Consider the following 24,253-nt stretch of genomic DNA (forward strand, 5'->3'; position numbering starts at 1 on the left):
TACTGGCAGTGTTATTCATCACCCTGATGCCATTTTCTGCCTGCAAAGCGCAAGCGCTTGCCATCGACGCACTGCTGACACCGGACATCGGCGGCATCAAGCAGTATGTGGAAATCAAGACAGATGACTCAAAAAAACCTGTTCTGCTCTTTTTATCGGGCGGACCGGGAAGTTCGATGATGAAGAACGCGGATGCCTTTACCGCCATCCTGAAAAACAGATTTACGCTGGTGCAATGGGACCAGCGCGATGCGGGAAAAACCCTCAAACTCAATCCGTCGCCTAGCCAGCCTTCCGTCGCGCAGATGGAGCAGGACACCTACCAGGTCATCATGTTTCTGCGCAAAGAGCTCAGGCAGGAAAAAATATACTTGCTGGGCAGTTCCTGGGGCAATGTGCTGGGCTTTCATATCGTCGAACAGCATCCGGAACTGCTGCACGCGTATTTCGCCGTCAATCCCGTCATCAGTCAGCTGGCCAGCGAAAAGGCATTGCTGCTTAATTTGCAGACGCATTTCCGGGACGATGCCGTCGCCAGCCAAGAACTGGCGCAGGTGCATATCCCCTTTCAACGGGATGAAGACCTGTTTTACCTGCGCAAATGGCTTTTCCATAAAGAGGGGAAAACATTCGCCACCAGCGATGGCTTCAAGACCGGCTTTCTGCAATGGTCCAAAGCCTGGTCGCCCGTGTGGAACGAGGTGATGCATATCGATTTGCCGAAGACCTTGAAGAAAGTCGACTGCCCGGTCTATTTCTTCGTTGGCAAGAACGACATCCAGACCTCCACCCGCATCACGCAAGACTATTTTGAGCAGCTGCAAGCGCCAAGGAAGGGGCTGTTTGTATTTGAACAGTCGGGACACCAGATACACCAGGATGAGCCGGAAAAATTCCAGCAGGCGATCATCGGGACCCTGCCCGCGCCAATCGCGGCGCGCTGAAATGCAAAAAGCCCAACCGGTGAAGGCTGGGCTTTCTGCTGCTACGTGTTCTGGCTCCCCGACCTGGACTCGAACCAGGGACCTGCGGATTAACAGTCCGTCGCTCTACCAACTGAGCTATCAGGGAAAAGAGGCCGTATTATATAGGCCAAACCTGGCGCTGTCCAGATTTCCAAAGGGGAAATCTCATCTTGGCCCAAGCTATACACCAGCGGCGCAAAAACAAAAAAGGCCACGTTTTTCAACGTGGCCTTTCGAATTCTGGCTCCCCGACCTGGACTCGAACCAGGGACCTGCGGATTAACAGTCCGTCGCTCTACCAACTGAGCTATCAGGGAAAAGAGGCAATATTATATGTCGCTTGTTCCATATTTGCAAGACTGATACTGCATCTTCACAAACACGGCCATCGCCGACTTTCTACCGCCATCAGCGCCACACTTGCATGCAGCGCCGAAGAAGCAAGATATTAAAGCACTTTGGCGATCGCGTCAATAACGATGTCGATATTGCGCGAGTTCAATGCTGCCACGCAGATACGGCCCGTGTCGACGGCGTAGATCGATTGCTCGCGCAGCGACGCCACCTGCTCCTTGGTGAGGCCCGAGTACGAGAACATGCCGATTTGCTGGCGCACGAATTCGAAGTCGTGGCCTGGCGCCTTGGCTTTCAGCTTTTCCACGAAGGCGTTGCGCATTTCGCGGATGCGCACGCGCATGCCGGCCAGTTCCTCTTCCCACAGCTGGCGCAGTTCCGGCGTGGCCAGGACGGTGGCGACCACCTTGCCGCCATGCGTAGGCGGGTTCGAGTAGTTGGTGCGCACGACGCGCTTCAGCTGCGACAGCAAACGGGCCGCTTCATCGGCGCTCGATGCGACGACGCTCAGGGCGCCCACGCGCTCGCCATACAGCGAGAACGATTTCGAGAACGAGTTCGACACCAGCAGCGGGCCGCCCGCGTCGGCGAAGCGGCGCACCACGGCGCCGTCTTCGGCGATGCCGTTGGCGAAGCCTTGATAGGCCATGTCCAGGAACGGCACCAGGCCGCGCGAGGTCACCACGCTGATGATCTGATCCCACTGGGCCACGCTCAGGTCGGCGCCGGTCGGGTTATGGCAGCACGCGTGCAGCACGACGATGGAGCCGGCTGGCATGGCGTTCAGGCTGGCCAGCATGCCGTCGAAGTTCACGCCATGGGTGGCGGCATCGTAGTAGGTGTAGTTATTGACGACGAAACCGGCGTTTTCGAACAGCGCGCGGTGGTTTTCCCAGCTCGGGTCGCTGATGTAGACTTGGGCGCCCGGCGCGAAGCGCTGCAGGAAGTCGGCACCGATCTTCAGTGCGCCCGTGCCGCCGATGGCTTGCACGGTCACCGCGCGGCGCTCTTGAATTACGGCGCTATCGGCGCCAAATACGAGTTCTTGCACAGCCTTGTCGTAGGCGGCGAGGCCTTCGATCGGCAGATAGGTGCGTGGCGCCGCCTGTTCGATCAGGATCGCTTCTGCCTTGCGTACGCAAGCTAACAGAGGCACTTTGCCGTTGTCGTCATAATAGACGCCAACGCCCAGATTGATTTTGGCGGGATTCTGGTCCGCGTTAAATGCTTCGGTGATGCCCAGGATCGGGTCGCGTGGGGCCATCTCGATGGCGCTAAACAGACTGGCAGAAACAGTTGGGTTCGTCATGATAAGATTGGATTCGATTGGAAGCAGGTTCACAGCGGAGTTGTAGACAGCGCCCCAAAATACAACGCCAGGGCCGCCAGCAGAGCACTATTCTAACAAAGGTCTGATTCACATGCCCGAATTATCTACCGCCAGCGAGGCGGAAAGCGCAATTATCTCTTTCCCGGACTCCCCGTTCAAGCTGCACCAGCCCTTCCCTCCGGCCGGCGATCAGCCCACGGCAATCGACCAGTTATCAGAGGGGATTGCCGACGGACTGGCCTTCCAGACCCTGCTGGGCGTGACCGGTTCGGGCAAGACCTACACCATGGCCAACGTCATCGCGCGCATGGGCCGGCCCGCCATCGTCTTTGCGCCCAACAAGACCCTGGCGGCGCAGCTGTACAGCGAGTTCCGCGACTTTTTCCCGCAAAACGCGGTCGAATACTTCGTCAGCTACTACGATTACTACCAGCCCGAAGCCTACGTGCCGCAGCGCGACCTGTTCATCGAAAAGGATTCGTCGATCAACGAGCATATCGAACAGATGCGCCTGTCGTGCACCAAGTCGCTGATGGAACGGCGCGACGTCATCATCGTCGCCACCGTCTCGGCCATCTACGGTATCGGTAATCCGAACGAATACCACCAGATGATCCTGACGTTGCGCGTCAAAGACAAGGTCGCCCAGCGCGACGTCATCGCGCGCCTGATCCAGATGCAGTACACGCGCAACGAAGTCGATTTCGGTCGCGGCACCTTCCGCGTGCGCGGCGATACGATCGACATCTTCCCCGCCGAGCATGCGGAACTGGCCGTGCGCCTGGAAATGTTCGACGACGAGATCGAATCGATCCAGCTGTTCGACCCGCTGACGGGCAGAGTGCGCCAAAAAATTCCCCGCTTCACCGTGTACCCGGGCTCGCACTATGTGACGCCCCGCTCCACCGTGCTGCGCGCCGTGGAAACCATCAAGGACGAGCTGCGCGAGCGCCTCGAGTTCTTCCGCAAGGAAAATAAACTGATTGAGGAACAGCGGCTGGAACAACGCACGCGCTTCGACCTGGAAATGATGGCGGAAATCGGTTTCACCAAGGGCATCGAGAATTACTCGCGCCACCTGTCCGGCGCGCTGCCGGGCGAGCCGCCGCCGACCCTGGTCGACTACCTGCCGCCCGATGCGCTGATGTTCCTCGACGAATCGCACGTGCTGACGGGCCAGCTGAGCGCCATGTACAACGGCGACCGCTCGCGCAAGACGAATCTGGTCGACTATGGCTTCCGCCTGCCGTCGGCGCTCGACAACCGCCCCTTGAAATTCGAGGAATTCGAGCAGAAGATGCGCCAGACCGTGTTCGTCTCGGCCACGCCGGCCGAATACGAAAAGAACCATTCCGATCAGGTGGTCGAGCAGGTCGTGCGCCCCACGGGACTGGTCGACCCGCAAATCATCGTGCGCCCGGCCAGCAGCCAGGTGGACGACCTGATGTCGGAAATCGTCGAGCGCATCAAGAAGGACGAGCGCGTGCTGGTGACCACGCTTACCAAGCGCATGTCCGAGCAATTGACGGAATACCTGGGCGACCATGGCATCAAGGTGCGCTACCTGCACAGCGATATCGAAACGGTGGAGCGCGTGGAAATCCTGCGCGATCTGCGCCTGGGCACCTTCGACGTGCTGGTGGGGATCAACCTGCTGCGCGAAGGCCTGGACTTGCCGGAAGTGTCGCTGGTGGCCATCCTCGACGCGGACAAGGAAGGCTTTTTGCGTTCCGAGCGCAGCCTGATCCAGACCATCGGCCGCGCCGCGCGTAACCTGAACGGCACGGCGATCCTGTATGGCGACCGCATCACGGACTCCATGCGCCGCGCCATCGACGAGACGGAACGCCGCCGCGCCAAGCAGATCGCCTTCAATACGGCCAACAACATCATCCCGATCGGCGTGAAGAAATCGATCCGCGAAATGATCGATGGCGTCTACAGCCCGCAGGAAGCGCGCGAAACCCTGCAAGTGGCGCAGGAAGCGGCCAAGTTCGAGTCCATGAGCGAGAAACAGGTCAGCAAGGAAATCAAGCGCCTGGAAAAACTGATGGTCGACCACGCCAAGAACCTCGAGTTCGAAAAGGCGGCGCAAGTGCGCGACCAGCTGCACATACTCAAGCAGCAGCTGTTCGGCGCGCCGGGCACCGACAATGTGGCGTCGATACTGGGCAAATAAACGGCTGGCCGGGCCCGGGTCGTGCCTTGGCCCGCCTACGGCGCCGGCAGCGAATAGTCGATGTCGTAGAAATGCTGGCCGTTTTCAATGCGGATGGCCAGCGTCCCGCTGATGCCCGTCAGCTGCCCCGTGCCGGAATGCGGCACGATGACGATGGACAGCAGCTGCTTGCCATCGGCCATGGTGCCCGCATGCTGCGCCACGAAGCTGCCCTCCCTGCCCTGCAGCACGCCCGTGATGGCTTCCAAGGCGACATAGCCGGCGCGCCCTTGGTGTCGGTCACGGCGTTGAGCATCTCGCCCCTGGCCGTCGCGACCAGGTCGCCGGCATAGACTTTGTCGAGCAGTACCTTGCCCAAGGTCGTGCGCCCCGCGCGCTGGGGCGCCACGGATGGCGTCATGGTAATGCTGAAACTTCCCGTGGCGTGCACTTGCATGCGATGATCTCCCTCTGCAGACGAAGCGGCGCCGGCTGGCGCCACCGATAGACAACATGCGGCCAGCATCAGGCCGGACAAACTGTGTGATTTCATGATTCCCTTTCAATCGATGCGAGAGAACCAGCTTAAGGCCGCGCAGGAGACAAATATTGGATAAAGCCGACAGCACGCGCAATGTGCTCGCCGCGCGCGGCCAGGCGCCGAAAGGCATCGTCGACCCGCAGGCCGCAGCGCGCCGCATACGGCTGGCGACCTATCCACCGGACACCGCGCTGGCGCCGTTCGTCGACTACTTCTGGGTGGTCGAATGGGACAGCAGGGGTTGCGCGCCGGAGACGCAGCGCGTGCTGCCCTATCCGAACGCCCACCTGGTATTCGACGCCGGGCGCACGGCCATCCATGGCGTCGTGCGCGGCGCCTTTGACAGGCCGTTGACCGGAGCGGGCAAGGTGCTGGGCATGCGTTTTGCGCCGGGCGGCCTGCGCCCGTTCATCACGCAGCCCCTGTCATCGTTCACCGATACGACCATCGCCGCCGATGCCCTGCTGGACATGCCGGCAGAGCAAGCCGAGGCGCTGGTGCTGCGGCAAGCCGGCGATACGGCCATGGTGGCGCAGGCGCAGGCGTTGCTGTTGGCCAGGCTGCCGCAGGTCGATGACGCCGCCCTGCTGGCCGCCAGGCTGACTGCCGCGGCGGCGGCCCACAATGGCCCGGCGAGCGTGGCGCAGCTGTGCGAAAAAATGGGTATCGGCGAACGCCGGCTGCAGCGCCTGTTCGCCAATTACGTGGGCGTGCCGCCGAAGTGGGTGATCCAGCGCTACCGCCTGCAGGAAGCGATCTGGCGCCTGGCGCAGCCCGATGCGCCCGACCTGGCCAGCCTGGCGCAGGAACTGGGCTTTTTTGACCAGGCCCATTTCAGCCGCAGTTTTGCGGAACTGGTGGGCAGTACGCCGCTAGACTATCGCCGCTCGCAGCTGAAAACAAACGCCTAGCCCGCCGCTTTCATGTCGTCGATATACGCGCGGATGATGGCGGCGAAATCCGCGTCGGCCGTCAAGCCCAGCGCTTCGGCACGTGCCGTATCCCAGGCGCCGGGCCAGCTCTTGACGATGCGCTCGACGGCCGGATCGGGCGCATAGCTGATGCGCTTTGTTACTTCGCTGCCGGCCACTTCTTCGAGTGCGGCGATCATCTCGCCCACGCTCACGCTCAAGCCCGGTAGGTTGACCGTGCGGCTGGCGCCGAACGCCTCGCCCGCCAGTTCATGGCCGGCGATCAGCGAGGCGATGGCGCCGCGCGGCGACAGCAGCCACAGACGCAGATCTGTGGCCACGGGGCAGACGGCCGCCTCGCCATTCAACGGTTCGCGGATGATGCCGCTGGCGAACGAGGACGCGGCCTTGTTCGGTTTGCCCGGACGCACGCTGATGGTGGGCAGGCGCAGCACGCGGCCATCGACAAAGCCTCGCCGGCTGTAATCGTTGAGCAGCAATTCGCCGATGGCTTTTTGCGCGCCGTACGACGACTGCGGGTTCAAGGCCGTCGTGTCCTGCACCACGTCCGGCAGCTTGCCGCCATAGACGGCCACGGAACTGGTAAACACGACCTTCGGCTTGTGTCCCAGTTCGCGGCAGATATCGAGCAGCAAACGCGAGGCGTCGAGGTTGATGCGCATGCCCAGCTCGAAATCGGCTTCCGCCTGGCCGCTGACGATGGCGGCCAGGTGGAAGATCGAGCTTGTCTGGGCATCGATGGTGGCGCGCATGAGAGCGCCGTCGGCGATGTCGCCCGTGACGACTGTCACGCGCGCATCGTTGAAATCATGCGCGGCCACCACGTCGACCAGTACCAGCTCGCTGATCGTTTGCAACTGGCCGTGGCTGTCCGTCAGCTGGCCTTGCGCCAGCAACTGGCGCGCCAGGCGCTGTCCCAGGAAACCGGCGCCGCCGGTAATCAGTACTTTCATTTTTCATGCTCCTTGTTTGTTGTAAGCGGCCAGCCAGCCCAGGCCATCCTGAGTGCGCGCGCGCGGACGGTACTCGCAGCCGATCCAGCCATCGTAGCCCAGCTCGTCCAACAGCCTGAACAGATACGGGTAATTGACTTCGCCATCGTCCGGTTCATTGCGGGCCGGGACGCTGGCGATCTGCACGTGGCCGATGCCGTCGAAGTTGTTCTTGAATGTCATGGCGATATCGCCCTCGACGATCTGCGTGTGGTAAAAATCCATCTGCACCTTGACGTTGGGCGCGCCCGACTCCAGGCGCAGCGCATGGCCCTGCGCCTGCGTAACGAGGAAGTAGCCGGGCATGTCGCGCCCGTTGATCGGTTCGATCAACAGCTCGATGCCGTGCTGGCCCACGGCCCGGGCCGCGTACCGCAGGTTGGCCAGGTAGGTGGCGCGGTGCAGGGCGAGGTCGGCGCCAACGGGCAGCAAGCCCGCCATCATGTGCACGCGCGGCGTACCCAGCGCCAGCGCATACTCGATGGCGCGCGCCACGCCGGCGCGGAATTCTTCTTCGCGACCCGGCAGCGAAGCGATGCCCCGCTCACCGGCACCCCAGTCGCCCGGCGGCAGGTTGAACAGCACATTTGTCAAACCGTGCTCGCGCAGCCAGCCGGCCACTTCCTGCGGCGCGTAATCGTAGGGGAACAGAAATTCGACGCCTTTAAAACCCGCCTGCGCCGCGGCGGCAAAGCGCTGCGGGAATGGGACTTCGTTGAACATCATGGTCAGGTTGGCGGCAAAACGGGGCATGCGGTATCTCCTTGGGAATCTTATATGTCGAGTTTGAACGTGTGCTTCAGGTCCGCGATCTGCGCCGCGTCGAGCGGGCGCGTGGGTACGTCGCGCAGCAGCAGGAACAGCTTGGCCGTCTCTTCCAGTTCCTCGGCCGCGTACACGGCCGCTTCCAGGCTGGTGCCCGACACGACGGGACCGTGATTGGCCAGCAGCACGGCCGAGTGCTTGCGCGCCATGGCGCCAATCGCGCCCGCCAGCGCCGGGTCGCCCGGCCGGTGATATGGCACCAGCGGCAAGCGCCCCACCTTCATTACAAAATATGGCGTGAGCGGCGGGATGCAGTCGTCATGGTTCAAGCCGCACATGCAGGACACGGCGGCCGAATGGGTCGAGTGCAAATGCACGATGGCGCCGGCGCTGCCGCGCTCTTGGTACATGGCGCGGTGCAGGAACGCCTCTTTTGACGGCGGCGCGCCGCTGATCAAATTGCCATCCCAATCGAGCTTGGACAATTGCGCCGGATCGAGCCGCCCCAGGCTGGCGTTCGTCGGCGTCAGCAGCCAGCCGTCATCCAGGCGCACGCTCAGGTTGCCGCTGCTGCCGGCCGTCAAGCCCCGCTCGAACAGCGACTTGCCGAAGTCGACGATCTGTTCGCGCTGGCGCGATTCGGTGGCGCTCATGCCAGCACCTGCCAAGCCTTGCTGAAAAAGTCCACTGTGCCGAAATTGCCGGACTTCAGCGCCAGCGCCAAGGGCGCCATGCCATCGTCGCCCGGCACCGGCAAGGCTTGCGTCCACGGCACGCCAGGGTCGATCTCGGGACCGATGCGCAAGCCCGCCACACCCAGCGCTTTCACCACTGCGCCCGAGGTTTCGCCGCCGGCGACGATCAGCTGGCCCACGCCGAGGCGCACGATGCCTTGCGCGATGGCGGCCAGGGTTTCCTCGACGAGGGCGCCGGCCCGCTCCACGCCCAGCTGCGCCTGCACGGCGTGCACGGCGTCCGGCGTGGCCGTGGCATAGATCAACACCGGGCCTTGCGCCAGGTGCTCTGCCGCCCATGCCAACGCCTGCGCGACGACCGCATCGACCACTTCGCCACCGGCAGCCAGTTGCAAAGGATCGACGTGGAACGCCGGCGCCAGTTCACGCATGTGCGCCACCTGCTGCTGCGTGGCCACCGAGCAGCTGCCCGAGATCACGGCGCGCAAACCCGTCGGCGGCGGCAAACGTCCCGCCTGACCCGCGGACGATGACGCCAGCTGGCCCCGCTGGCGGAAATTTTGCGGCAGTCCCAGGGCGATGCCGGAGCCGCCCGTGATCAGTTTCAAGTCCGCGCAGGCGGCGCCGATGGCTTCCAGGTCGCGGTTCGAGACGGCATCGACGACGGCGAAATGGCAGCCCTGGCCGCGCAAGTCCGTGAAGCGCTGGGCGATGGCTGCGGCGCCCTTCTCCACCACGGAGAAATCGGCCAGGCCGACCTTGGCTTGCACCTGCTGCTGCAGCACGCGCACCAGGTTCGAATCCGTCATCGGCGTCAGGGGATGCTCGCGCATGCCCGATTCGGCCAGCGGCACGTCGCCGACGAACAGGTTGCCCTTGTAGATGGTGCGGCCGTTGGCAGGGAAAGCCGGGCATGCAATCGTGAAATCCGTGTCGAGCGCCCTCATCAGCGCTTCAGCCACAGGGCCAATATTGCCACGCGGCGTGGAGTCGAACGTGGAGCAGTATTTGAAGTAAAACTGCTTGCATCCGGCTTGCTGCAGCCAGGCCAGCGCGGCCAGCGATTCGGCCACGGCTTCCTCGGGCGCATTCGTGCGCGACTTGAGAGCGATGACGACGGCGTCGACGTCGGCTGGCGGCGGACCTTGCGGCACGCCGATCAGCTGCACCGTGCGCATGCCGGCCTTGACCAGCATGCCGGCCAGGTCGGTGCCACCCGTGAAATCGTCGGCGATACATCCCAGTAGTACGGTCATGATGGTTCCTCTTGATTCAGTGACGCCTTCTCGGGCAAAGTAATTCCCGGGAAAGTCTTGATGACGGCCGCGTCGTCCTCGCCGCCAAAACCTGCAGCTGACGCCTGCATGAACATCTGGTGCGCCGTGGCAGACAGCGGCAATGGAAACACGCTTTTCTTCGCGTAATCGAGCACGATACCCAAATCCTTGACGAAGATATTCACGGCCGACAGCGGCGTGTAGTCGCCTTTCAGAATGTGCGGCACGCGGTTCTGGAACATCCAGGAACTGCCGGCGCTGTTTGAAATGACTTCGTACAGGGCATCCGGGTCGCAGCCCGCGCGCAAGCCCAGCGCCATCGCTTCGGCGGCAGCGGCGATGTGCACGCCGGCGAGCAACTGGTTGATCATCTTGACTTTCGAACCCTGGCCCGGCTGTTCGCCCAGGCGGTACAGCTTGGCGCAGATGGCGTCAAAAATGCCGGCGCAAGCGTCGAATGCATCGGGCGCGCCGGCCGCCATGACCGACATCTCGCCGGCTTGCGCCTTGGCCGCGCCGCCGGAAATGGGCGCATCGATGAAGCGCAATCCCATGTCTGCCAGGCGCGCGCCGAGGGTTTCGGCAAACTCCGGCGCCACGGTGGCGCAGGCGATCACCACGCTGCCCGGCGCCAGCGTGCTGGCCGCACCGTGTTCGCCAAACAGCACGGCTTCCGTCTGCTGCGCATTGACGACGACGATCAGCAAGGCTTGCACCTGCGCCGCCAGCGAGGCGGGAGACTGCGCCGCATGGGCGCCCTGGTCGACCAGCGTTTGCACGGTTTCGGGCCGCACGTCGCAGGCATGCACGTCAAAGCCGGCACGCAGCAACGATTGCGCGATGCCCATGCCCATGGCGCCCAAGCCGATCACGCCCACTTTTTCGATTGTTGCGCTCATTATTTGCTCCATTTGTTTATTTGTTCACCAGTTTGGCCGGCACCCGCATGATGATGAAGGCGCCGAACACCAGGATGCCGGCCAGCAGGTAGATGGCGATGTCGGTCGACTGTGTCAGGTCCTTGATGGAACCGATCATGTACGGCGCCGCGAAACCGGCCAGGTTGCCCACCGAGTTGATGGCGGCGATGCCGGCGGCGGCCGAGACGCCGCCGAGGAAAGCCGTCGGCAGGCTCCAGAACATGGGTGAAGCGGCCAGGATGCCGCCGGCGGCGATCGTCAGGAAGAAGATGGCCCAGCCCGTGTTGTGGGCGCCGGCCAGCGCGCTGCAGACGATGGCGGCGGCGCCGACCACCAGCGGGATGGCCATGTGCCAGCGGCGTTCGCGGTATTTGTCCGAGCTGCGGCCCAGCAAAATCATCGACGCCACGGCCACCGAGTACGGGATCGCCGTGAACAGGCCGATATTGAGCACGCCCGTCACGCCGGCAGCCTTGATCAGGCTGGGCAGCCAGAAGGTCAACGAATACTGGCCCATCACGCAGCAGAAATAAATCAGGGCCATGACCCAGATGCGCGGGTCGGCGAACATGGCGCGGATCGACGGGTGCGATACCTTGCCCTGCGCTTCCGTGGCGATGCGCTGCTCGAGGATGACTTTTTCATCTTCCGTCAGCCACTTCGCGGCGCGGATGCTGTTGTCGAGATACAGCAGCACGGCCACGCCCATCAGCGCGGCGGGAATCGCTTCGAGCACGAACATCCACTGCCAGCCCGCATAACCGTGCCAGCCGGCGAAGGTTTCCATGATCCAGCCCGACAGGGGGCCGCCGATCAGGCCCGCCACGGGAATGGCGGCCATGAAGGTGCACACCATGCGCGCGCGGCGCTCGGACGGATACCAGTAGGTCAAATAAAGAATGATGCCGGGGAAGAAGCCCGCTTCGGCGATGCCGAGCAGGAAGCGCATGACGTAGAACTGGGTCGGCGTGGTGACGAACATGAAGGCGCCCGAGATGATGGCCCAGGTGATCATGATGCGGGCGATCCACACGCGCGCGCCGATCTTGTGCAGCATCACGTTGCTGGGCACTTCGAACAGGAAGTAGCCGAGGAAGAACACGCCCGCGCCCAGGCCGTACACGGTTTCGGAAAACTGCAGGTCGGCCAGCATTTGCAGCTTGGCGAAGCCCACGTTCACACGGTCGAGGTAGGCGACGATGTAGCACAGCATGAGGAAGGGAATGATGCGCCACGTCACCTTGCGGTAGACGGCGTCATCGATGGTTTTCTGGCTGGCGGCGGCGCCGGCCGGCTGCCCGGGCAATGCTTGTGATACGTCCATGCTTGTCTCCTGATCGCTGGGGGATCGACCGTGCCGGGTTTTTATGGTCCACCGGTGGTGGCTGGCAACTTGTCTAAAATTTGTATGGATGTATATTATGTGTGTGTTTTATGTGTGTCAAGCTGTATATTCCATATAATGGCAAGCAGGCAAGCCCGATGAGAACCGCTAGCACAAGGATGTACCCGATGGACCGCACGTTTCACTTTACCCTTCCCCCGCCGGAGCCCGCCGCAGGCAGTTTCACCACCGGCACCCTGGGCGCGCGGGTGGCGGCGCGGCTGCGCCAGCAAATCCACCACGATGGCCTGGCGGGCGGCACGCGCTTGCCGTCGGAGCAGGCGATGGCCAGCCACTTCGGCGTCAGCCGCACGGTGCTGCGCGAAGCCATCGCCCTGCTGCAGGCGGACGGCATCGTCGCCACGCGCAAGGGCAGCGGCACGTTCGTGTGCGCGCAGGATGGCGCGAAGACGGGCGAACGGGGCGACGAGCTGACGGAACAGTCGGTGCAATCGCTGCTGAACCTGATCGAGGTGCGCCAGGGACTGGAAGCGGAAATCGCCGCGCTGGCGGCCGTGCGGCGCACGCCGGGCCAGCTGGCCGACATCGAACACGCGCTGCGGCGCATCGAGGAAGCCGTGGCGGCCGGCGTCGACGGCGTGGAAGAAGACGTGCGCCTGCACCTGTCCATCGCCGAAGCGACGGGCAATCCCTACTGGCCAAAATTCGTTGCCATGTTCGCCGACCCGATCCGCTCGGCCGTCAAGGTGACGCGCGCGAATGAAGCGCGGCGCACGGACTTTTCCATCGAAGTGCGGCGCGAACATGAAAAGATCGTCCAGGCGATCGCCGACGGCGACCCGCAGCGGGCGCGCCAGGCGGCCATGGAACACATGCAGCACGCGGCCGAGCGCGTGCGCCTGGCCGACCGCGAATTCTGGCGCGGCGACGGAGGCGCGCTGGCGCGTACACTCGGGCGCGATCCCATCATGCAAAAATAGGACCGCTCATCCCCTCCGCCCCTGCTTGCCTATGCTCGCGCTCATCATGTCGAACAGGGTGCGCGACGCGGGCGGCATCGCATGCTGATGCCGGCTGATCAGGCCCAATGTCCGTTTCACGGCGGGATTAACGAGCGGCACGCCGACCACCGTGCCTTGCCGCTCCGGCAAAATCGACAGCCCCGGCACCGCCGCCACGCCCAAGCCCGACTCCACCAGCGCCAATATGCCTGACACGTGGTTGATCTCGCACGAGATCCACGGGTGCTTTTCCACGCCGGCCAGCGCCGCATCGAGCACGCTGCGGTTGCCGCTCGACTTGGCCACCGAGATATAGCGTTCATCGACGGTATCCTTCCAGCTCAGCTTTTTGCGCTTGGCCAGCCGGTGATCGTGCCGCATCGCCAGCACGTAGGTCTCGACATAAATGGGCTGGAAAAGAATCTCCGGATTTTCCGCGCCCGTAAAGCTGATGCCGAAATCGGCCTCGCCTGTCAGCACGAGGTTGAGCACATCCTGCGCGCTTTCATCATGCACGCGCACGCGGATTTTCGGAAACTGCGCGCTGAAGCGCTTGAGCACGTCCGGCAGGAAGTGCCACACGGCTGACGGCACACAGGCGAACGTCACCGTCCCGGTGCGGTGCGCGGCCAGGTCGGCGACACCGAGCACGGCATCCTCGAGGCCATTAAGCGCATCGCGCACGTTCACCAGAAACACCTGTCCCACATTCGTCAGCTGCACGCGCCGGGTGGTGCGTTCGAACAGCTTGACCCCCAGCGCATCCTCGAGTTTTTCAATGCGGCGACTGAGCGCCGGCTGCGACAGGAACAGGTCGGCCGCAGCCTGGCGAAAGCTGTTGCGCTCCGCCACAGCCACGAAGGCCTGCAAATCGTGAAGCTCGTAATTGATGCGCTGCATGCATGAATCTCCGGAAAAATTGCAATTATCAAATTATGCCATTTCAACGATGATGGGGACTTAATGCTGAGCCTCACCAAGAAGGCATCACCCCAAAAAAGATGGAGACACCATGCGACATTGTTCCACGTTCGCGCTGTTGTTCGCGGCCAGCGGCACCTGCCTGGCCCAGAGCGGCGCGGTTTTGTATGGCATCGCGGATGCCGGCATCCGCTATGGTAAAGGCTTGAACGCCGCCAATGCGCCCACGCCCGGCGGCACCACGCCCGCCGTCAGCAGCGGCATCAACAACACGAGCCGCTGGGGCCTGCGCGGCCAGGAAGACCTCGGCGGCGGCTGGCAGGCGCTGTACCGCCTCGAGGGTGGCCTGAATCTGGACACGGGCAGCGCGGCCAAATCCGACAAGCTGTTCGACCGGCAAGCCTGGGTCGGGCTCAAGTCACCGCTCGGGTCCGTGACCCTGGGGCGCCAGGCGACCTTGCTGGCCGACGCCATCGCACCGGTGGACCCGCTGGGCATCCGCTACGCCTCCTTCAATCCGAACGTGAACATCACGGGCTTGAGCAATACGGCTTTTGGCCGTCACTCGTTCGGCCAGCAATACGGCAGCAGCGGCTATGCCGACAACTTCTACCGGCTCGACAACATGGTGAAAGCCAGCGCCAACCTCGGGCCGGTGGTAGCGCGCGCCGCCTATTCCTTTGGCGAGGTGGCGGGCGCCACGTCGCCATTGTCGACCTGGGGCGGCGCCCTGACGTACCAGCAGGCGGGGCTGGCCGTGTCCGGGGCGGTGATGCGTTTTCGCAATCGCGACAACCGCAGCCTCGACGCCGCCACCGTGGGCGCCGCCTACAAGAGGGACGCCTGGCAGTTCAAGGCCAACCTGGGCGTCAACCGCGCCGACGTGGGCGCCGGCAAGTCGGTCCGGCAGAGCGTGATGTCGGCCGGCGTAAGCCGGCAAATGGCGCAGGACGTGCTGCTCACTACCGCCTACTACAAGGTGCGGCGCAGCGCCACGGGCCACGTCGACGACGGCTTCCAGCGTGCTTTCGCCTACCTGGAAAAAACGCTCTCGCCGCGCTCGACCCTGTACCTCGAATCGGACTACACCACGTGGCAAGGCGATGCGGCCGGCGTCACGGGAACGCGGGCCAACGACCGCAAAGGCATGGGCTTGACGCTCGGCCTCATGCATAAATTTTAACGACAGGAGAAACAACCATGCTTCAACATATCCTCGTACGGCGCTCCGCCCCCATACTGGCCGGCTTCATGCTGCTCGCCGCCGGCGCGGCCCATGCCGCCGACATCCGCGTGGTCAGCTCGGGCGGTTTCGCCCAGGCCTACAAAAACCTCGCCCCCGCCTACGAACGCGCCAGCGGCGACCATCTGGTTTCCGAATGGGGGCCGTCGATGGGCACGACCAAGAATGCGATCCCGGCGCGCCTGGCGCGCGGCGAGCAGATCGACGTCGTCATCATGGTGGGCGACGCGCTCGACAAGCTGATGCAGGAAGGCCGCCTGGTCCCCGGCAGCAAGGTGGTCCTGGCCAATTCGCCGATTGCCTGCGCCGTGCGGCGCGGCGCGGCCAAGCCCGACATCAGCACCACCGAGGGCTTGCGCAGCGCCTTTCTGAAAGCGGACAAGGTCGCCTATTCGGACAGCGCCAGCGGCGTCTACATCGAGACACAGCTGATGAACAAGTTGCAGATTTCGGAGCAGATGCAGGGCAAGGCCGCAAAAATTCCCGCCACCCCCGTCGGCGAAATCATCGCCCATGGCCAGGCCGATTTCGGCTGCCAGCAGCGCAGCGAGCTGCTGCCGGTCGAAGGCATCGACATCGTCGGCCTGCTGCCGCCGGAAGTGCAGAAGATGACGCAGTTTTCGGCGGCGCTGGTCCCGGGCGGCAAGGAACCGGAAGCCGGCCTCGCCTTGCTGCGCTTCCTCGCCGCCCCCGCCAACGCGGGCGCGATCGAAGCGACAGGACTGGAACCGGCAGCGGCGCCAGCGACAGCGGCGCACTAGGCGACGTCACTCATCTTTCATCGAGGTAAATCATGGCCATTCCCTCCACCGCCGCACCCATCGCCAAGGCCGCAACGCCGCGCGCGCAAGTGCGTCCGCCCTCCCGCATCGCCACCGTCATCCGGGTGACGAGCGGGAACTTCATCGAAATGTACGATTTTTTCCTGTTCGGCTTTTACGCCACGTACATTGCCAAGGCCTTCTTCCCCGCCACCAGCGAATACGCGGCCCTGATGATGACGTTCGCCACCTTCGGCGCGGGGTTTTTCATGCGGCCGCTGGGCGCCGTCATCCTCGGCAGCTATATCGACCGTATCGGCCGCCGCAAGGGCCTGGTGCTCACCCTGGCCATCATGGCTTCCGGCACGGCGCTGATCGCCTTCGTGCCCGGCTATGCCACCATCGGATTGCTGGCGCCGTTCCTCGTGCTGATCGGGCGTTTGCTGCAAGGCTTTTCCGCCGGCGTGGAGCTGGGCGGCGTATCCGTCTACCTGTCCGAGATGGCAACACCCGGCAACAAGGGCTATTACGTCAGCTGGCAATCGGCCAGCCAGCAGGTCGCCATCATCTTTTCCGCCGCGCTCGGCTACTTTCTCAATGAAACCCTGAGCAAGGAATTCATCGCGGACTGGGGCTGGCGCATCCCGTTCTTCATCGGTTGCTCCATCATTCCGGTGGTGTTCTACATCCGCCGTTCGCTGCAGGAGACCGAGGCCTACCTGACGCGCAAGTCGCATCCGACGTTCCGGCAAATGCTCAAGACGATCGCCCTCAACTGGCCGCTGGTGGTCGCCGGAACGATGCTGATCGTGCTGACGACGGTTGCGTTCTACCTGATCACCGTCTACACGCCGACCTTCGGCAAGAACGTGCTCAAGCTGAGCACCGAGGAAAGCCTGCTCGTCACCCTGTGCATCGGCCTGTCGAACTTCATCTGGCTGCCCGTCATGGGTGCGCTATCCGACCGGATCGGGCGCTGGCCCATCATGGCCGTGTGCTCGGCGCTGACGGTGCTGACGGCGTATCCGGCCCTGTCCTGGCTGGTCGCCCATCCCAGTTTCGACCACATGCTGATGGTGGAGCTGTGGCTGTCCTTCCTCTACGGCAGCTACAACGGGGCCACCATCGTCGCGCTGACGGAAATCATCCCGGCCAGCGTCAGGACGACGGGTTTTTCGCTCGCCTACAGCCTGGCCACGGCGCTGTTCGGCGGCATGACGCCGCTGGTGTCGACCCTGCTGATCGAGAGCACCGGCGACAAGGCGGCGCCAGGCTACTGGATGGCAGGCGCCGGCGCCATCAGCCTGCTGGCGACGTGGCTGATCTATCGCGGCATCGTCAGGGAGCGCCATCCGCTCCCGGCGTGATGTTACGGCCAGGCGGGCCGGCGCATGTGGAACAGGCTGTCCGGTCCGATCTCGAAATAATCGGCCGGACCGCCGCCGCGCAAGATCGGCGCGGCGGCGGCCGTGTCGTACACGCCGTCGGTCAACAGGTGGCGCGCGATATGCACGCCCACCACTTCCCCCAGCACCAGCCAGCTGCCGACGCCATCGCCATTGACGCCTTGCAGCTCGATGATCTGCGTGCGTCGGCATTCGAAGGACACGGGGCTTTCGGCCACGCGCGGCACATGCACGATGCGCGAGGCGGCCGGCGTCAGGCCGGCCAGCGCGAATTCATCGACTTCGGGCGGCGCCGGCGCGCAGCTGATATTCATCGCCTCGGCCAGCGGACGGGTCGCCAGGTTCCACACGAATTCGCCCGTCTGTTCGATATTGCGCAAGGTATCCTTGCGGCCGATGCTGGAAAAACCGATCAGCGGCGGATGGTAATTGAAGGCGTTGAAAAAACTGTACGGCGCCAGATTGAGCACGCCCTCGCTGCTGCGCGAGGCAATCCAGCCGATGGGCCGCGGCCCCACGATGGCGTTGAAAGGGTCATGCGGCAGGCCATGGCCCTGCGCAGGTTCATAAAAGTGAATATTGTCGGCCACGCGCGTTCCTGAAATCGAAGTCAAAGGCGCCCGGGATGGAACGCCTGGAGCGACAGCTTACTGGAATTGCCGCCACCGCGTTGCCAGCCCCCGGCGCCAGGCGCGCTCGCGCACGCATCACGACAATTGTATGGCGCGCCGCACCATGCCTCGCTTATGATGGGACAACTCAACCCTTATCATTCCGCTACCGCCCATGCCTACCCTCACGCTGCACCAGAAAGTGTTCCTGCTCCTCCTGAGCATCGTCACCATCGGCTTCGGCTGGATACTGGCGCCGTATGCGGGCGCCATCTTCTGGGGCGTCATCCTGGCGATCCTGTTCGCGCCCGTGTACCGCTGGCTGCTGCTGAAAACCAGGGGTCGCGCCGGCCTGGCGTCGCTGCTGACCTTGCTGCTGATCATCGTTATCGTGATCCTGCCGCTGTCGCTCATTTCCGTGTCGCTCGTGAACCAGGCGGCCAGCGTCGTGGAAATGGTACGGTCGGGCGAAATCACGGTCGCCATGTTCTTCAATAAGATCATGGCGGTGCTGCCGCAATGGCTGATCAACTTGCTCGACCGCTTCAACCTGACCAGCCTGGCCAGCCTACAGGACAAGCTAGCCGAGGGCGCCACGCAGGTGAGCCAGGTGGTGGCGGTGAAAGCCATCAACGTGGGCCTGTATACCTTCGAATTCCTCACCAGCCTGTGCATCATGCTGTACCTGCTGTTTTTCCTCATGCGCGATGGTTCGACCCTGTCGGCCCGCATCAAGGGCGCCGTGCCGCTGAGCCGCAAGTACAAGCAGCGCCTGTTCACCAATTTCACCACGGTGATCCGTGCCACCGTGAAGGGCAACATCCTCGTGGCGATCGCCCAGGGCGCCCTCGGCGGGCTGGCGTTCTGGTTCCTCGACGTGCCGGCGCCCCTGCTGTGGGCCGTGCTGATGGCTTTCCTGTCGCTGCTGCCGGCCGTCGGCGCCGCCCTCGTCTGGGCGCCCGTGGCCGTCTACTTCCTGGCCACGGGCGCCATCTGGCAAGGCGCGGGCCTGGCCGCCTTCGGCGTCTTCGTCATCGGCCTGGTCGACAACGTGCTGCGCCCCATCCTGGTGGGCAAAGATACCAAGATGCCCGACTACGTGGTGCTGCTGTCGACCGTGGGCGGCATGGCTCTGTTTGGCCTGAACGGCTTCGTCATCGGGCCCGTGGTGGCGGCCCTGTTCATCGCCTCGTGGGATCTGTTCGTCTCGGCCAGCGAATTCCAGGCCGAGGATTGAGGCGTGGCGGCCTGGGCCGGCAGGGAACATAGGGGCATCGACCTTGCAGATTTTTCTCTCGGCCAGCGTCCCCATGGCCGCTACATCGCCGCGATTGTCCTGCTGCACCTGGCGCTGTTCTGGGCCGCCACGCGGCCTGTACACACAGGAATCGAGCACGATGACCGGATCTGGCTGCAGCTGATGCCGCCCCTGCCGCCAATGAAAGCTGTCATTCCCCCTGCCAGGCCCGATCCGGCGCCGGCGCCTGCGCGCCCACCGGCCCGCCCAGCCAGCGCGGCAAGCACCTCGCCTCCAAAAGAGGCAACCGCATCGGCGCAGGGCAAGCCGCAAGACAACGCCCCGCCGGCAGAACCTGCGCCTGCCGCACCCAAGACCGGCGCCCTCCCGCTCGCTCAACAGGCGCTGCAGGCAGCCGGCGCCATCGACCGCCAGCTGCGCGCCGAGCATCCGCAGGAATTCGTGGCGCCGCCCGATACGCCGCGGACGCGTCTGGCAAAGGGGTTTGCGGAAGCGCATGCGGCGGTCAAGCCAAAGTGGTTCGAAGCGGCCCGCATCGAGCTGTTCAGCGCACCAAACGACCCCAAGCGCATCTACCGCGTCATCACGGCGACTGGCGAATACTGCATCTATTTACCGGACAAAGGCAGCATGTCGCTGAACCTCAGCGCGCGGTCCGGCTACGCCGGTTTCGGCGAAGGAACCGCGGCGCCTTGCCCCATCCGGTTTTGACAGCGGGCGATGCAGCGCGCCTCAAATAAACCCTTCAGAACCCGGCGCTGCCAACGGCGCCCCTTGCGCTTCCCGAAACAGGCTGGAACAGCCTGGCGGCAGAGTGCCCGCCGGTGCCGGACAGCCTCGGCGACTCTTCACATGAGACCGCATTTCATAGCAACTATCATGTTGAAATAGTATACATTTAGCAACAAATGCAGAAATATAGTTTTTGACGCAGTGGGCGCTGCGGCGTAGTGTCGGTCGTCCCGACAACCACGTAATGAGGAGCCCTCCCATGGCAAATCCACTGTGCTTACTGATGCCGGTACTACCCGGCACCAATCCGATCTCCATCGCCGCCGCGTTGCAGGAATACCAGACGAAGATCAATGCCGCACTCACCGATATCGGTACCGTGCACTTTGCCCGCTTCACACTGTTTGACCGCTCCCAAGCCAATCTGCTGCCCGACATCGGCAAGACGGGCACTTCCGACACCCTGATCATCGGCGTGATCACCGAGTATGACGGCAGTTTCAATGGCTACATCGAGGATTTCGTGGCGCAGTTGGGCGAAGTATTCGACGCGCTGCTGCAGTTTGTCGTGGGCGGCAAGGCGCTGATGCCCGTTGCCAACCATGTGGCCGCATTCGAAGCCTTCATCACCGCCAACGACGCCGCGCAGCACGTGCCCAACACGGGTCTGTATAGCGCCTATCCGCAGACCGTCCAGCAAATCCTCGCTTCCGTCTAAAGACAACGCCACGCCGGGGCTGCGCAAGCGGCCCCACCACCCCAGCCCCCGGAGAGACAGCATGGCCGATCCCACCATCGATTACGACGACGTGCAAGGCACGATCCTGCGCGGCTACCGCGTCAACCTGGCGCGCCATTTCATCTTCAGCATCACGGATGCGGCGCAGGCACGGCGCACCATCGCGGCCCTGCTCGACGGCAGCGACGGGCTGCCGACCATTACCACCGCGCGCCATATCCATCCCAAGCCGCCCTGCTTCGTCAATCTCAGTTTTACCGCTCCCGGCCTGTCCGCGCTGGGAGTGACCGCGGCCGACCTGGCCACCTTCGACCAGGCATTTCAACGGGGTGCGGCCGATCCGGCCAGCGTCGCCGCCGTGGGCGACGTGGGCGACAGCGCCCCCGAACATTGGCTCGGCAACCTGGGACCGGCCACCAAAGCCGGCCAGGTGCATGCGATGCTGAGCCTGTGGGTCAGCGAATCGGAGGAAGTGCTGCAGGCAACGTCGGCCAAGCTGCGTGGCGCCTTTGCCGCCGGCTGGCGTGAACTGTATGCGCACGATGGCGTGGCCCTGCCAGGCAACCGCGTGCATTTCGGCTACCGCGACAACATCGCCCAGCCGGACGTCGACGGCGCCCCGCCGCGCAAGCACGAACATGAGCACGAACCTGACCCGCTCAACAGCGTCAAGACGGGGGAATTCCTGCTCGGCTATCCGAATGAAAACGGCGGCACCTACCAGGTGCAGCCACCGCAACTGTCCACCAATGGCAGCTATGCCGCCTTCCGCATCCTGGAGCAGGACGTGCCCCTGTTCGACAGTATTCTGAGCCAGGGCGCGGCCAGCTCCGGACTCAGCACCGAAATGGTGGCCGCCAAGATGTGCGGACGCTGGCGCAACGGCAATCCGCTCGTGCTCGCGCCGGACGAGCCGGGTCCCGTGCTGCCGGACGCCAGCCTGAACCGCTTTCACTATGTCGATGCGCAGCCGGAACTGGACGACACGCTGGGCCTGAAATGCCCGATCGGCGCGCATATCCGGCGCAACAATCCGCGCGATGAAGGCGTCGTGGGCACCTCGGCCCGCCACCACCGCATCGTGCGGCGCGCCATGCCCTACGGCAGCGAATACGATCCGGTTACACCCATCACGGAGCAGCGGGGATTGGTCGGCTATTTCATCAATGCCAACCTGCGCAATCAGTTCGAATTCCTGATGCAGCAATGGAACGATGACGATACCTTCGTCAAATCGGCCGTCGGCCCGGCCGGCCCCGAGGCGGGCAATGCCACGCTCAACATCAGCGGCCAGGACGTGTTCCTGGGCATCAACGACCCGAGCGTCAGTTCCTTCACCTTGCCCGGCGTGGGCGCCAAGGGCAGCGGCAATAAGAAACTGCAGCATTTCTCGCGCAGCGTCATCACGCGCGGCGGCGTGTATTGCTTCTTCCCCAGCATCACGGGATTGCGCTACCTGGCAAGCCTGAGTTAGGCGGCGGGCGGGCTGCAGCGCGATTAACCCCGTTCAGGCAAACACGGGGCGGAAGAAACTGCGCTCGTAGCTGACGATGCAGCGCGTCTCTTCGGCATAGCGGAAGGCGGCCTGGCATTCGGCGTCCTGCATCGAGTCGCTGCGGTACCGCTCGTACAGGGCCAGGCTGGGAAACGAGAACATGGCCAGGGCCACGTTGCTGGCGCCTTCGGATGGCAAAAAATAGCCGTGGTGCTGGCCGCCGAAGCGTTCGACGAGCGGTATCCACAACTTGCCGTAGGCTTCGAATTCCCGCAATTTGTATGGGTCGATGATGTAACGCAGGTAGCAGGTGATCATGGGGTTTCCTTGTGAACGTTCAGATCCATCAGCATGCCAGATTCCCATGAACCGATGGCGGCCAATGACGAGCCAGGCAAAAAGTCCAGCGCGCAGGGATAGCTAAAATCTTCCTGCGCCAGGACGTTTAACTCGGGCCAGCCATAAAACAGCAGCTTGCCCTTGCCGATGCGTCCCAGCGCGCTGCCGTCGGGAAGCCAGCGCAAGGCGTCGCCCGTGCCGCCGCCCGCCTCCACGGGCGCCGTGGCCAGACAGCGGCCATCGCCCATCGCATGCACGGATAAGAATTCCTCGCCGCCCGCGTAATGCAGCACGGCCAGGCGCTCTCCATCGGGCGATGGAGCGCACGACGCCAGCTTGGGCAGCGACAGCACCACGCGGCCGCCTCCCGCCTGCAGGGGCCAGTCCCACACGCTGCAGTAGTCGGGCGGCTGCACCTGTCCCTCGTCCACCGATTTGACGCCATGCAGGACCAGCAAACGCCGCCCGCCATCGATGGCGTAGATTGCGCGCAGCATCTCGCCCGGGTGCTCCTGCGTGAACAGCACTTCGCCCGTCTGCGCGTCGCGCACGCGCAGGCGGCCATCCCAGCCGCCATCGGCCAGATACCGGCCGCACGGCGACCATGCGGGGCCGCAGCCTTCGCCATCCTTTTTGTTCTGGAAATTCAGCAGCAGCTGACCCGCCTCGTTATCCACCACAGCCATCTGGCCCGTCGTGCTCTTGATGGCCAGCCGGCTGCCGTCGGGCGAGAACGCCATGCTGGAACAATGGGCGATGAATTTGCCGCGCCACAGTTTCTGGCATGCCGCCACGTCCCACAAGACCAGGTCGCGTCCCAGCACGGCCAGGTACGCGCCATCGGGCGAAAACCGCACGCCGTAGGCGCAGCCCAGCTTCAAAGGCTTGCGCTTTGCCGTCATGGGCGCGCCAGGCGGTACACAACGCTGTCGATATCGTAATGGCGCTCCATGCCCACGTACTGCATGCCCAGGCGCGTCATGACCTTGATCGAGGCCGCGTTGTCGGGATGGGCCACGGCCACCACTTCGGGCGCGCCGACGACGTCGAACGCATGCGCGGCGATGGCGGCCGCCGCTTCGCTGGCATAGCCCTGGCCCCAGCCCGTGCGGGCCAGGCGCCAGCCGATTTCATGCGGCTTGCTCTTGTCGCCATCGAGATGCTGCAGGCAAGCCATGCCCACCATCTCGCCATCATCGAGGCGTATCAGCGCCCACCACGAATAGCCCCATTCGGCCCAGCGGCCCGTGACGCGCTTGACGGCGGCGCGCGTGTCTTCTTCCTTTTCGGGCTGGCCCGCGTTCAGATAGGTCATCACCTCGGGATCGCTGTTGAGCGTGCGCATGCGCTCGTAATGGTTTTCCGTGATCGGTTCCAGGCGCAGGCGCGCCGTCGTCAATATGGTCATGGCATTTCCTTGGACGAAAAAAAAGACGATACACGATCGTCTTTTTTTTGCAAGCGCGCACGCAA

The 24,253-nt window shown here is 63.7% G+C and carries 23 protein-coding genes, 2 tRNA genes and 1 pseudogene; 11 read left to right on the plus strand and 15 right to left on the minus strand.

Annotated features, from left to right (window positions below):
* Positions 1-26: 26 nt before the first annotated feature.
* A complete protein-coding gene (locus GYK42_RS21425; protein ID WP_277346657.1) occupies positions 27-944 on the plus strand; it encodes an alpha/beta fold hydrolase in 918 nt (305 codons plus the stop codon).
* A gap of 51 nt (positions 945-995) precedes the next feature.
* On the opposite strand, the gene GYK42_RS21430 is transcribed toward GYK42_RS21425, so the two are convergent.
* From GYK42_RS21430 to GYK42_RS21440, 3 genes are all read right to left on the minus strand, one after another.
* Positions 996-1,071 (minus strand) — tRNA-Asn (locus GYK42_RS21430).
* Positions 1,072-1,206: 135 nt separating this feature from the next.
* Positions 1,207-1,282: transfer RNA gene (locus GYK42_RS21435), tRNA-Asn, on the minus strand.
* A gap of 131 nt (positions 1,283-1,413) precedes the next feature.
* The gene (locus GYK42_RS21440) at positions 1,414-2,628 is read right to left on the minus strand and encodes an aromatic amino acid transaminase (RefSeq protein ID WP_205711499.1); all 1,215 of its coding nucleotides are present in this window, start codon (positions 2,626-2,628) and stop codon (positions 1,414-1,416) included.
* 112 nt (positions 2,629-2,740) lie between these two features.
* On the opposite strand from GYK42_RS21440, the gene uvrB reads away from it, so the two are divergent.
* Entirely contained in the window at positions 2,741-4,828 is a 2,088-nt protein-coding gene (uvrB, locus tag GYK42_RS21445; protein ID WP_128142427.1) for an excinuclease ABC subunit UvrB, read from the plus strand.
* A 35-nt stretch (positions 4,829-4,863) separates the two neighbouring features.
* Here uvrB and GYK42_RS29750 read toward each other — a convergent pair.
* Positions 4,864-5,360: pseudogene (locus GYK42_RS29750) on the minus strand (DUF3224 domain-containing protein).
* A gap of 56 nt (positions 5,361-5,416) precedes the next feature.
* On the opposite strand from GYK42_RS29750, the gene GYK42_RS21455 reads away from it, so the two are divergent.
* Positions 5,417-6,259, plus strand: a complete 843-nt coding sequence (locus tag GYK42_RS21455; protein WP_205711501.1) for a helix-turn-helix domain-containing protein — start codon at positions 5,417-5,419, stop codon at positions 6,257-6,259.
* On the opposite strand, the gene denD is transcribed toward GYK42_RS21455, so the two are convergent.
* Genes denD through GYK42_RS21485 form a run of 6 tightly spaced genes read right to left on the minus strand, consistent with a single transcriptional unit; the run spans position 6,256 to position 12,253 of the window.
* A complete protein-coding gene (gene denD / locus GYK42_RS21460) occupies positions 6,256-7,233 on the minus strand; it encodes a D-erythronate dehydrogenase (protein WP_166449128.1) in 978 nt (325 codons plus the stop codon). The two genes, GYK42_RS21455 and denD, sit on opposite strands and share 4 nt — an antisense overlap.
* A 3-nt stretch (positions 7,234-7,236) precedes the next feature.
* Complete coding sequence (gene otnI / locus GYK42_RS21465) at positions 7,237-8,025, minus strand: 2-oxo-tetronate isomerase (protein ID WP_166449129.1); 789 nt, start codon at positions 8,023-8,025, stop codon at positions 7,237-7,239.
* A 20-nt stretch (positions 8,026-8,045) separates the two neighbouring features.
* Positions 8,046-8,690, minus strand: coding sequence for a 3-oxo-tetronate 4-phosphate decarboxylase (gene otnC / locus GYK42_RS21470; RefSeq protein ID WP_166449130.1), 645 nt, complete (start codon positions 8,688-8,690; stop codon positions 8,046-8,048).
* Positions 8,687-9,988 (minus strand): 3-oxo-tetronate kinase, encoded by a 1,302-nt coding sequence (gene otnK / locus GYK42_RS21475; RefSeq protein ID WP_166449131.1) that lies wholly within the window; start codon positions 9,986-9,988, stop codon positions 8,687-8,689. The genes otnC and otnK overlap by 4 nt, the downstream gene beginning before the upstream one ends.
* Positions 9,985-10,908 carry an L-threonate dehydrogenase gene (gene ltnD / locus GYK42_RS21480; protein ID WP_166449132.1) on the minus strand — a complete coding sequence of 308 codons (924 nt, stop codon included), beginning with the start codon at positions 10,906-10,908 and terminating at the stop codon, positions 9,985-9,987. The genes otnK and ltnD overlap by 4 nt, the downstream gene beginning before the upstream one ends.
* Before the next feature lie 16 nt (positions 10,909-10,924).
* On the minus strand, positions 10,925-12,253 hold the full coding sequence (locus tag GYK42_RS21485; RefSeq protein ID WP_166449133.1) for an MFS transporter: 1,329 nt from the start codon (positions 12,251-12,253) through the stop codon (positions 10,925-10,927).
* Between the two features lie 188 nt (positions 12,254-12,441).
* Here GYK42_RS21485 and GYK42_RS21490 point away from each other — a divergent pair, with 188 nt between their 5' ends.
* Positions 12,442-13,254, plus strand: coding sequence for a FadR/GntR family transcriptional regulator (locus tag GYK42_RS21490; RefSeq protein ID WP_166449134.1), 813 nt, complete (start codon positions 12,442-12,444; stop codon positions 13,252-13,254).
* A 6-nt stretch (positions 13,255-13,260) separates the two neighbouring features.
* Here GYK42_RS21490 and GYK42_RS21495 read toward each other — a convergent pair whose 3' ends face one another.
* On the minus strand, positions 13,261-14,175 hold the full coding sequence (locus GYK42_RS21495; protein WP_166449135.1) for a LysR family transcriptional regulator: 915 nt from the start codon (positions 14,173-14,175) through the stop codon (positions 13,261-13,263).
* Between the two features lie 112 nt (positions 14,176-14,287).
* On the opposite strand from GYK42_RS21495, the gene GYK42_RS21500 reads away from it, so the two are divergent.
* Genes GYK42_RS21500 through GYK42_RS21510 form a run of 3 tightly spaced genes read left to right on the plus strand, consistent with a single transcriptional unit; the run spans position 14,288 to position 17,567 of the window.
* Entirely contained in the window at positions 14,288-15,379 is a 1,092-nt protein-coding gene (locus tag GYK42_RS21500) for a porin (protein WP_166449136.1), read from the plus strand.
* A 17-nt stretch (positions 15,380-15,396) separates the two neighbouring features.
* A complete protein-coding gene (locus GYK42_RS21505; protein ID WP_166449137.1) occupies positions 15,397-16,200 on the plus strand; it encodes a substrate-binding domain-containing protein in 804 nt (267 codons plus the stop codon).
* A 32-nt stretch (positions 16,201-16,232) separates the two neighbouring features.
* Positions 16,233-17,567, plus strand: a complete 1,335-nt coding sequence (locus GYK42_RS21510) for an MFS transporter (RefSeq protein WP_166449138.1) — start codon at positions 16,233-16,235, stop codon at positions 17,565-17,567.
* 2 nt (positions 17,568-17,569) lie between these two features.
* Here the strand turns inward: GYK42_RS21510 and GYK42_RS21515 are convergent, their stop codons facing one another.
* Positions 17,570-18,196, minus strand: coding sequence for a flavin reductase (locus GYK42_RS21515; RefSeq protein WP_166449139.1), 627 nt, complete (start codon positions 18,194-18,196; stop codon positions 17,570-17,572).
* A 196-nt stretch (positions 18,197-18,392) separates the two neighbouring features.
* Here GYK42_RS21515 and GYK42_RS21520 point away from each other — a divergent pair, with 196 nt between their 5' ends.
* From GYK42_RS21520 to GYK42_RS21535, 4 genes are all read left to right on the plus strand, one after another.
* Entirely contained in the window at positions 18,393-19,454 is a 1,062-nt protein-coding gene (locus GYK42_RS21520; protein ID WP_166449140.1) for an AI-2E family transporter, read from the plus strand.
* Between the two features lie 3 nt (positions 19,455-19,457).
* Positions 19,458-20,186 (plus strand): hypothetical protein, encoded by a 729-nt coding sequence (locus GYK42_RS21525; protein ID WP_166449141.1) that lies wholly within the window; start codon positions 19,458-19,460, stop codon positions 20,184-20,186.
* 280 nt (positions 20,187-20,466) lie between these two features.
* Positions 20,467-20,925, plus strand: a complete 459-nt coding sequence (locus GYK42_RS21530; RefSeq protein WP_166449142.1) for a hypothetical protein — start codon at positions 20,467-20,469, stop codon at positions 20,923-20,925.
* Positions 20,926-20,986: 61 nt separating this feature from the next.
* Positions 20,987-22,420 (plus strand): Dyp-type peroxidase, encoded by a 1,434-nt coding sequence (locus GYK42_RS21535; RefSeq protein ID WP_166449143.1) that lies wholly within the window; start codon positions 20,987-20,989, stop codon positions 22,418-22,420.
* A 33-nt stretch (positions 22,421-22,453) separates the two neighbouring features.
* On the opposite strand, the gene GYK42_RS21540 is transcribed toward GYK42_RS21535, so the two are convergent.
* The 3 genes from GYK42_RS21540 to GYK42_RS21550 are packed head-to-tail and all read right to left on the minus strand — an operon-like array spanning position 22,454 to position 24,188.
* Positions 22,454-22,759 carry an NIPSNAP family protein gene (locus GYK42_RS21540; protein WP_166449144.1) on the minus strand — a complete coding sequence of 102 codons (306 nt, stop codon included), beginning with the start codon at positions 22,757-22,759 and terminating at the stop codon, positions 22,454-22,456.
* A complete protein-coding gene (locus tag GYK42_RS21545; protein WP_166449145.1) occupies positions 22,756-23,682 on the minus strand; it encodes a WD40 repeat domain-containing protein in 927 nt (308 codons plus the stop codon). Before GYK42_RS21545 ends, GYK42_RS21540 begins: the two co-directional genes overlap by 4 nt.
* Positions 23,679-24,188 (minus strand): GNAT family N-acetyltransferase, encoded by a 510-nt coding sequence (locus GYK42_RS21550; protein WP_166449146.1) that lies wholly within the window; start codon positions 24,186-24,188, stop codon positions 23,679-23,681. The genes GYK42_RS21545 and GYK42_RS21550 overlap by 4 nt, the downstream gene beginning before the upstream one ends.
* Positions 24,189-24,253 lie beyond the last annotated feature (65 nt).

Origin of the sequence: Janthinobacterium lividum (assembly GCF_011601275.1) — a bacterium.
Classification (GTDB): Bacteria; Pseudomonadota; Gammaproteobacteria; order Burkholderiales; family Burkholderiaceae_D; genus Janthinobacterium; species Janthinobacterium lividum_E.